Source organism: Bacillus cereus group sp. RP29 (assembly GCF_040459765.1).
Classification (GTDB): domain Bacteria; phylum Bacillota; class Bacilli; order Bacillales; family Bacillaceae_G; genus Bacillus_A; species Bacillus_A paranthracis.
In genome coordinates this window covers 4,572,709-4,580,000 of the sequence record NZ_JARVHN010000001.1, presented here as the reverse complement: position 1 = coordinate 4,580,000, position 7,292 = coordinate 4,572,709, and the positions used below count along the sequence as shown (strand labels likewise).

Here is a 7,292-nt window from a genome sequence, read left to right as displayed (position 1 = left end):
GCGAGATAAAAGGTGCCTGTACCGCAAACCGACACAGGTAGGCGAGGAGAGAATCCTAAGGTGTGCGAGAGAACTCTGGTTAAGGAACTCGGCAAAATGACCCCGTAACTTCGGGAGAAGGGGTGCTTTCTTAACGGAAAGCCGCAGTGAATAGGCCCAAGCGACTGTTTAGCAAAAACACAGCTCTCTGCGAAGCCGTAAGGCGAAGTATAGGGGGTGACACCTGCCCGGTGCTGGAAGGTTAAGGAGAGGGGTTAGCGTAAGCGAAGCTCTGAACTGAAGCCCCAGTAAACGGCGGCCGTAACTATAACGGTCCTAAGGTAGCGAAATTCCTTGTCGGGTAAGTTCCGACCCGCACGAAAGGTGTAACGATTTGGGCACTGTCTCAACCAGAGACTCGGTGAAATTATAGTACCTGTGAAGATGCAGGTTACCCGCGACAGGACGGAAAGACCCCGTGGAGCTTTACTGTAGCCTGATATTGAATTTTGGTACAGTTTGTACAGGATAGGCGGGAGCCTTTGAAACCGGAGCGCTAGCTTCGGTGGAGGCGCTGGTGGGATACCGCCCTGACTGTATTGAAATTCTAACCTACGGGTCTTATCGACCCGGGAGACAGTGTCAGGTGGGCAGTTTGACTGGGGCGGTCGCCTCCTAAAGTGTAACGGAGGCGCCCAAAGGTTCCCTCAGAATGGTTGGAAATCATTCGTAGAGTGCAAAGGCATAAGGGAGCTTGACTGCGAGACCTACAAGTCGAGCAGGGACGAAAGTCGGGCTTAGTGATCCGGTGGTTCCGCATGGAAGGGCCATCGCTCAACGGATAAAAGCTACCCCGGGGATAACAGGCTTATCTCCCCCAAGAGTCCACATCGACGGGGAGGTTTGGCACCTCGATGTCGGCTCATCGCATCCTGGGGCTGTAGTCGGTCCCAAGGGTTGGGCTGTTCGCCCATTAAAGCGGTACGCGAGCTGGGTTCAGAACGTCGTGAGACAGTTCGGTCCCTATCCGTCGTGGGCGTAGGAAATTTGAGAGGAGCTGTCCTTAGTACGAGAGGACCGGGATGGACGCACCGCTGGTGTACCAGTTGTTCTGCCAAGGGCATAGCTGGGTAGCTATGTGCGGAAGGGATAAGTGCTGAAAGCATCTAAGCATGAAGCCCCCCTCAAGATGAGATTTCCCATAGCGTAAGCTAGTAAGATCCCTGAAAGATGATCAGGTTGATAGGTTCGAGGTGGAAGCATGGTGACATGTGGAGCTGACGAATACTAATAGATCGAGGACTTAACCATATAATATGAAGCAATGTTATCTAGTTTTGAAAGAATATAAAAAACTTGTTGACTTTCAAAGTGAAATAAGTTACAATAATTCTTGTCTTAAATGAATACAGTCTGGTAATGATGGCAGAGAGGTCACACCCGTTCCCATACCGAACACGGAAGTTAAGCTCTCTAGCGCCGATGGTAGTTGGGACCTTGTCCCTGTGAGAGTAGGACGTTGCCAGGCAAAATGGAGGATTAGCTCAGCTGGGAGAGCACCTGCCTTACAAGCAGGGGGTCGGCGGTTCGATCCCGTCATCCTCCACCATATATGTCGGAGGGGTAGCGAAGTGGCTAAACGCGGCGGACTGTAAATCCGCTCCTTCGGGTTCGGCAGTTCGAATCTGCCCCCCTCCACCATTCTTAATTAATGGGCTATAGCCAAGCGGTAAGGCAACGGACTTTGACTCCGTCATGCGCTGGTTCGAATCCAGCTAGCCCAGCCATTAAGAGCCATTAGCTCAGTTGGTAGAGCATCTGACTTTTAATCAGAGGGTCGAAGGTTCGAGTCCTTCATGGCTCACCATTTTAACAAAATATGCGGGTGTGGCGGAATTGGCAGACGCACTAGACTTAGGATCTAGCGCCTTTGGCGTGGGGGTTCGACTCCCTTCACCCGCACTTTTAATAAAATAACTCATACATGTCTTGCGGAAGTAGTTCAGTGGTAGAATACAACCTTGCCAAGGTTGGGGTCGCGGGTTCGAATCCCGTCTTCCGCTCCAATTTTCAATATGACATGCCGGGGTGGCGGAACAGGCAGACGCACAGGACTTAAAATCCTGCGGTGGGTGACCACCGTGCGGGTTCGACCCCCGCCCTCGGCACCATATGCGCCCGTAGCTCAATTGGATAGAGCGTTTGACTACGGATCAAGAGGTTAGGGGTTCGACTCCTCTCGGGCGCGCTTTTAATAACGGGAAGTGGCTCAGCTTGGTAGAGCACCTGGTTTGGGACCAGGGGGTCGCAGGTTCAAATCCTGTCTTCCCGATATTCCCAAAAACATGGGGCCTTAGCTCAGCTGGGAGAGCGCCTGCCTTGCACGCAGGAGGTCAGCGGTTCGATCCCGCTAGGCTCCACTTTATTTATTATATGTCTCGGAGGTATACCCAAGTTCGGCTGAAGGGATCGGTCTTGAAAACCGACAGGCGGTGAGAATCGCGCGGGGGTTCGAATCCCTCTACCTCCTCCATTTTCTTTTAAAATGGTTTAGACATAAATAATAAAATATTTTTTCCTTCATGGAGGTATACCCAAGTTCGGCTGAAGGGATCGGTCTTGAAAACCGACAGGCGGCGAGAGTCGCGCGGGGGTTCGAATCCCTCTACCTCCTCCATTTTTTATAAAGTAAATATTTTATCATCGCGGGGTGGAGCAGCACGGTAGCTCGTCGGGCTCATAACCCGAAGGTCGCAGGTTCAAATCCTGTCCCCGCAACCAAATGGTCCCGTGGTGTAGTGGTTAACATGCCTGCCTGTCACGCAGGAGATCGCCGGTTCGACCCCGGTCGGGACCGCCATTTATGTTTGGCTCGGTAGCTCAGTCGGTAGAGCAGAGGACTGAAAATCCTCGTGTCGGCGGTTCGATTCCGTCCCGAGCCACCATTTTTTTATGCCGACTTAGCTCAATTGGTAGAGCAACTGACTTGTAATCAGTAGGTTGGGGGTTCAAGTCCTCTAGTCGGCATCCTTTAGGGGCATAGTTTAAAGGTAGAACTGAGGTCTCCAAAACCTCCAGTGTGGGTTCGATTCCTACTGCCCCTGTAAAGTATATGGGCCTATAGCTCAGCTGGTTAGAGCGCACGCCTGATAAGCGTGAGGTCGATGGTTCGAGTCCATTTAGGCCCACCATATATTATTCCGCAGTAGCTCAGTGGTAGAGCTATCGGCTGTTAACCGATCGGTCGTAGGTTCGAGTCCTACCTGCGGAGCCATGGCCCGTTGGTCAAGTGGTTAAGACACCGCCCTTTCACGGCGGTAACACGGGTTCGAATCCCGTACGGGTCATAAAAAAAGAGTCAGCAATATGCTGACTCTTTTTTATTGTGCATTCATTCTCCTTTATCAACTGATTTTCCTGAAATAAATAAAGGGATTTAGGAAAAGCTATGGTATGTATAAAAAGGAGGAGATACAAATGACACGAGTGAGAGACTTGATGAGCACTCATATTGTACAGTGTACACCGTTAGACAATGTATATGAAGCTGCTGTAAAGATGAAAGAAGAATCGATTGGATTGATCCCGGTTGTTGAAAATGAACAAGTTGTTGGTCTTGTTACGGACCGAGATTTAGTTGTTCGAGGGATTGCTGAAAAACATCCTGGATCTAATAAAATTACAAATGTAATGACAAAAAACATTGTTTCAGTTTCTCCAGATGATCCTATTGAAAAGGCTACAGAGTTAATGGCACAGTATCAAATTAGACGATTGCCAGTAGTTGAGAGTGGTCAACTCGTTGGGATGTTAGCACTAGGAGATTTAGCTATAAAAGAATCGGCAGATGATCAAGCGGGATTTGCTTTAAGTGAAATATCAGAGCATACGGAATGAAGTGAGACTTTAATTAGTGTAATACGTTACGTATAAAAATCAGATACATTATTCTAGTATATAGGGTTAAGCTAATATGTTAGCATGATGTATCTGAGCCATTATATAATAAGTATACAGTTAGTAATTTCGACAGTTTATTTAAATTTGTCATTCCTAATTATAAATAAGAGAAAAAATGATATACTGATAGATATAAGTATTATGATTGATTTCGAATATAACAATATTTATTGTTAATGATGTGATAATGGATTAATATTTCCTATGTAGATAAAAGGGAAGGGGAATTATATGAAGGCTGTACAGCGCGATCCAAATTGGAATTTGGTTACAGATACATATATAGAACCAAATAATTTCGCTGAATTATTTTCTTTGCTTGTACCTTGTCATCCAAAAGGTGAAGGGAAAGAACGAACTATATTAGTGTGGAAAGAAAAAGAATTTTATAAAGAAGAAAATTTAGCGGCATTTATCGTATATGGAATGAATAAAGCAAAGAATTTACCGCAATTTCATAAAGACGAAATTCCAACTTTAGTACGTATTCTTCGCTTATGCCAAGAAATTGGTTGGTATGAAGAAGCGAATACTTTTATGGTAACTCAAGGGCTAGCTGAGTTTGTTCATACTTCATTGGAATATGAAACGTGGGATCTTTTGACGCAGGCGGTTGCTTTAAACTATTTAATAATTAAATATCGTATTGGTGAATTAACTGATGGAGATGTAGAAATTTGGGATAGAGTTAAATTTAATGAGAAATGTATAACAGACTGTAAACATTTATTATCCCATAAAGAAGTATTAGAATTTACATTTTTTTATATGTGTAAGAGAGCTAAGTCACTATCAAAAGAGCAATTAAATAGTGATATGATGAGTTTAGCGATGTATTGTAATACTTTTGTTTATGACTTATATACATATGATTTATTACGAAAGTATCGTAAGTGTACAGACTTTCTATCATATTATGGACCTAGTCAAGCGGTGTTAGCTTGCCAAAGGGCTGTACTTTCTCAAATTTCAGATCGATTAGACCCACTCAAGACTACTCATGTAGATGATTATTTATATGTAATGAAAGATATGATGGAGCATATGACGATAGGGATAATGGATCGATATGATCATTTTATTGGAAAGTTATTATCATATGTGCCATTTTTTGAAATGATCCAAGTTCCACAACATGCATATTATTGTGAAGAATTATTGTATATTTGTAAGGGCATTAAATATAAAGAAGAAATATTACGCAATTATATATTTATACAATTACATGACTGTTTACCATCTTTCTTTAAACTGTTTCTTAAAAATAAGCGTTATGCAACGATTCATGATATTCTGTTCTATTGGTGTGATGATGAACAAAGAATGAGCTTAGAGAAAAAATATAATCTTAGCTTTATTTATGAAAAATATGCTTGTGGATAAAGAGCACTTTCTATATAAATTAAAAAGGATCTCAATTGTGAGATCCTTTTTTTATTAGTAAAGCAAGGAGAATGTAATTAAGACGAGAAATAACATTCCATAAAGGAGAAATTGTGCCGTATAGCTTCCTTGTATACCAAAAAAAGTATTTGTTTTTTTGTATAAATTCAATATATATTTTATCGGATTATCTTTGAAAGATTGGTACACAGTGTCTCCTCTTTCTAAGCTTCTTGTTCGTGTTTTTTGTTATTAGGGACATGAATGTATCTAGCTATGAACAATAAAACAGCCATAAAAAATACGGGAAACACGGTAGATAAATAAAAACCATTACTAATAATATTTGTTATTAAAGCACTTAATAGAAAAATGGCATTATAAATATGGGCAATTTTTTGTTTTAGTTGAACTTGAAAAGCTTCCATCATAATTTCTAAAGCAACAAAAGCAATGATAATAGATAAAAATACAGTATTTGTATTATAAATTACTAAGCAACAGATTAAGCCTAAAAAGGCTAAGTATTCAATTAAGAGAGGTATATTGATATTGCGTGGCATACAATTTACCTAACTAAATATGGCAGTGGGTTTATTGCATTTGTTTTTTCAAAATTCCATTCTCCATTGTGTAATTCAAAATGAAGATGTTGCCCGTATGAATGACCTGTGTTTCCCATATGACCTACTAATTGTCCAGCTTGTACTTGATCACCAGCTTGTACAGTGCGATCTTTCATGTGAGCATAGACTGTTGTATATAATTTCCCGTTTATTTGATGGGCGATGAACACAACATTGCCATAGCTAGCTGAATAATATGATTTCACGACTTTACCTGCCGCAGCAGCCTGGATAGAGACATTACCCTGAGCTGCGATATCTATACCATAATGCATTTGTTCCCAGCGCATATCAAATGTTGAGCTAATTTTTCCTTGAGTAGGGAATTTGAAAACGGCTGGAATGGAAGTAGGTTGAGTCGTTTGAGCTTGTGATTGCGTTTGATTTTGCACTACATAATGCTTTGCCACATATCCGTATCCTGTGCCAAAACGAATTTTATACCAAGTTCCTACAGTTTCCACTACTTGTAATTGTGTACCATTTTGTAATGAACCAAGTAGTGCGCTACTTGTACTAGCGTTGCTACGCACATTAAGTTTAGGTGTTGCAACTGTGTATTTCGTATTATTTTGAACTGTGATGCCTTTTACTAAAGGCTGTGAACCATTAGATACGAATGCCTTTTGTACGTAACCTGTTTTGCCATTATGTAAAATTTTATACCATTCACCTTGTTCTTCTTGAATAGTAACGAATTTCCCATTTGGTAATACATCTAAAATTGAAGATTCTAAATTAGGTTCAGAACGAACGTTTAATGCATTGGCATTGACGATATATTGATTATTAGATTGAAGTTTGTTTTTTAGTAGAATAGAATCTTTTTGTACGTAACCTACTTTATTATTAACAGATACTTTATACCAGCCATTAGTTGTTTCAAGTATATTCACTTTCGTATTAAAGCGAATTGTATCAATTGATGAGCTATTTGCGTTATCTTTTGTATGTAAGGCTACTTGATCGACTTTGACATATCCAGTTTTCACATTAGATAATTGTTCAGCGTTGGCTGTTTGTACATTTGTTTCTCCCATAGAAGGAAGTAAAGAAGCAATTGCGACAGTAGTTGCTGTTAAAGCAGTAGCTTTCATATTCATATAATAGAGACCTCCTCTAGTTGTATAGTTGTAATTTTATTATAGTATAAAGATATAATATAGTGGGTGTATTCACATAAATGTAATATGAAATCAATATAAAAATAAATTTTTTGAGGATAATGATTCCTTTTTATCCAATTTATTAGGATAATAATTTCTAAGATAGAATATAAGTGTTATATGGTTTTGTTATTTTGTTGACAATTGAGAAAATTAAAACAGTTGATGATGTCTTATT

Annotated in this window: 4 protein-coding genes, 20 tRNA genes and 2 rRNA genes (1 of these 26 running past the window's edge); 24 read left to right on the top strand and 2 right to left on the bottom strand. The window is 40.9% G+C overall.

What is annotated here, in order from left to right; all coding sequences use genetic code 11:
• The 24 genes from QCI47_RS24430 to QCI47_RS24315 form a co-directional block, all read left to right on the top strand.
• Positions 1-1,290 (top strand): 23S ribosomal RNA (locus QCI47_RS24430) (it extends 1,633 nt beyond the left edge of the window).
• A gap of 101 nt (positions 1,291-1,391) precedes the next feature.
• A 5S ribosomal RNA gene (rrf, locus tag QCI47_RS24425) occupies positions 1,392-1,507 on the top strand.
• A 5-nt stretch (positions 1,508-1,512) separates the two neighbouring features.
• Positions 1,513-1,588, top strand: a tRNA-Val gene (locus QCI47_RS24420).
• Positions 1,589-1,596: 8 nt separating this feature from the next.
• Positions 1,597-1,680, top strand: a tRNA-Tyr gene (locus QCI47_RS24415).
• Between the two features lie 11 nt (positions 1,681-1,691).
• Positions 1,692-1,766: transfer RNA gene (locus tag QCI47_RS24410), tRNA-Gln, on the top strand.
• A gap of 4 nt (positions 1,767-1,770) precedes the next feature.
• Positions 1,771-1,846 (top strand) — tRNA-Lys (locus QCI47_RS24405).
• Positions 1,847-1,860: 14 nt separating this feature from the next.
• Positions 1,861-1,941: transfer RNA gene (locus tag QCI47_RS24400), tRNA-Leu, on the top strand.
• Positions 1,942-1,970: 29 nt separating this feature from the next.
• A tRNA-Gly gene (locus tag QCI47_RS24395) sits at positions 1,971-2,045 on the top strand.
• A gap of 16 nt (positions 2,046-2,061) precedes the next feature.
• A tRNA-Leu gene (locus QCI47_RS24390) sits at positions 2,062-2,150 on the top strand.
• 3 nt (positions 2,151-2,153) lie between these two features.
• Positions 2,154-2,227 (top strand) — tRNA-Arg (locus QCI47_RS24385).
• 10 nt (positions 2,228-2,237) lie between these two features.
• Positions 2,238-2,311, top strand: a tRNA-Pro gene (locus tag QCI47_RS24380).
• Positions 2,312-2,326: 15 nt separating this feature from the next.
• Positions 2,327-2,399: transfer RNA gene (locus tag QCI47_RS24375), tRNA-Ala, on the top strand.
• 20 nt (positions 2,400-2,419) lie between these two features.
• Positions 2,420-2,512, top strand: a tRNA-Ser gene (locus QCI47_RS24370).
• Positions 2,513-2,563: 51 nt separating this feature from the next.
• Positions 2,564-2,656 (top strand) — tRNA-Ser (locus QCI47_RS24365).
• Between the two features lie 27 nt (positions 2,657-2,683).
• A tRNA-Met gene (locus tag QCI47_RS24360) sits at positions 2,684-2,760 on the top strand.
• 3 nt (positions 2,761-2,763) lie between these two features.
• Positions 2,764-2,839, top strand: a tRNA-Asp gene (locus tag QCI47_RS24355).
• A gap of 9 nt (positions 2,840-2,848) precedes the next feature.
• A tRNA-Phe gene (locus tag QCI47_RS24350) sits at positions 2,849-2,924 on the top strand.
• Positions 2,925-2,933: 9 nt separating this feature from the next.
• Positions 2,934-3,006 (top strand) — tRNA-Thr (locus QCI47_RS24345).
• Between the two features lie 6 nt (positions 3,007-3,012).
• Positions 3,013-3,083 (top strand) — tRNA-Trp (locus tag QCI47_RS24340).
• Between the two features lie 10 nt (positions 3,084-3,093).
• A tRNA-Ile gene (locus tag QCI47_RS24335) sits at positions 3,094-3,170 on the top strand.
• Between the two features lie 8 nt (positions 3,171-3,178).
• Positions 3,179-3,253: transfer RNA gene (locus QCI47_RS24330), tRNA-Asn, on the top strand.
• 1 nt (position 3,254) lies between these two features.
• Positions 3,255-3,326: transfer RNA gene (locus tag QCI47_RS24325), tRNA-Glu, on the top strand.
• Between the two features lie 130 nt (positions 3,327-3,456).
• A complete protein-coding gene (locus QCI47_RS24320; RefSeq protein ID WP_000199015.1) occupies positions 3,457-3,876 on the top strand; it encodes a CBS domain-containing protein in 420 nt (139 codons plus the stop codon).
• A 294-nt stretch (positions 3,877-4,170) separates the two neighbouring features.
• On the top strand, positions 4,171-5,322 hold the full coding sequence (locus tag QCI47_RS24315; RefSeq protein ID WP_000648924.1) for a DUF3965 domain-containing protein: 1,152 nt from the start codon (positions 4,171-4,173) through the stop codon (positions 5,320-5,322).
• 224 nt (positions 5,323-5,546) lie between these two features.
• On the opposite strand, the gene QCI47_RS24310 is transcribed toward QCI47_RS24315, so the two are convergent.
• Both QCI47_RS24310 and QCI47_RS24305 read right to left on the bottom strand, forming a co-directional pair.
• Positions 5,547-5,885: a hypothetical protein gene (locus QCI47_RS24310; protein ID WP_001137811.1), complete on the bottom strand. Its 339-nt coding sequence runs from the start codon at positions 5,883-5,885 to the stop codon at positions 5,547-5,549.
• Positions 5,886-5,890: 5 nt separating this feature from the next.
• Positions 5,891-7,051, bottom strand: coding sequence for an SH3 domain-containing protein (locus tag QCI47_RS24305; RefSeq protein WP_353811972.1), 1,161 nt, complete (start codon positions 7,049-7,051; stop codon positions 5,891-5,893).
• Positions 7,052-7,292: the final 241 nt, after the last annotated feature.

Excerpts from the sequence above, each read along its gene's own strand:
- QCI47_RS24320 (WP_000199015.1), top strand. The coding sequence starts at position 3,457 with ATGACACGAGTGAGAGACTTGATGAGCACTCATATTGTACAGTGTACA.
- QCI47_RS24315 (WP_000648924.1), top strand. The coding sequence starts at position 4,171 with ATGAAGGCTGTACAGCGCGATCCAAATTGGAATTTGGTTACAGATACA.
- QCI47_RS24310 (WP_001137811.1), bottom strand. The coding sequence starts at position 5,885 with ATGCCACGCAATATCAATATACCTCTCTTAATTGAATACTTAGCCTTT.
- QCI47_RS24305 (WP_353811972.1), bottom strand. The coding sequence starts at position 7,051 with ATGAATATGAAAGCTACTGCTTTAACAGCAACTACTGTCGCAATTGCT.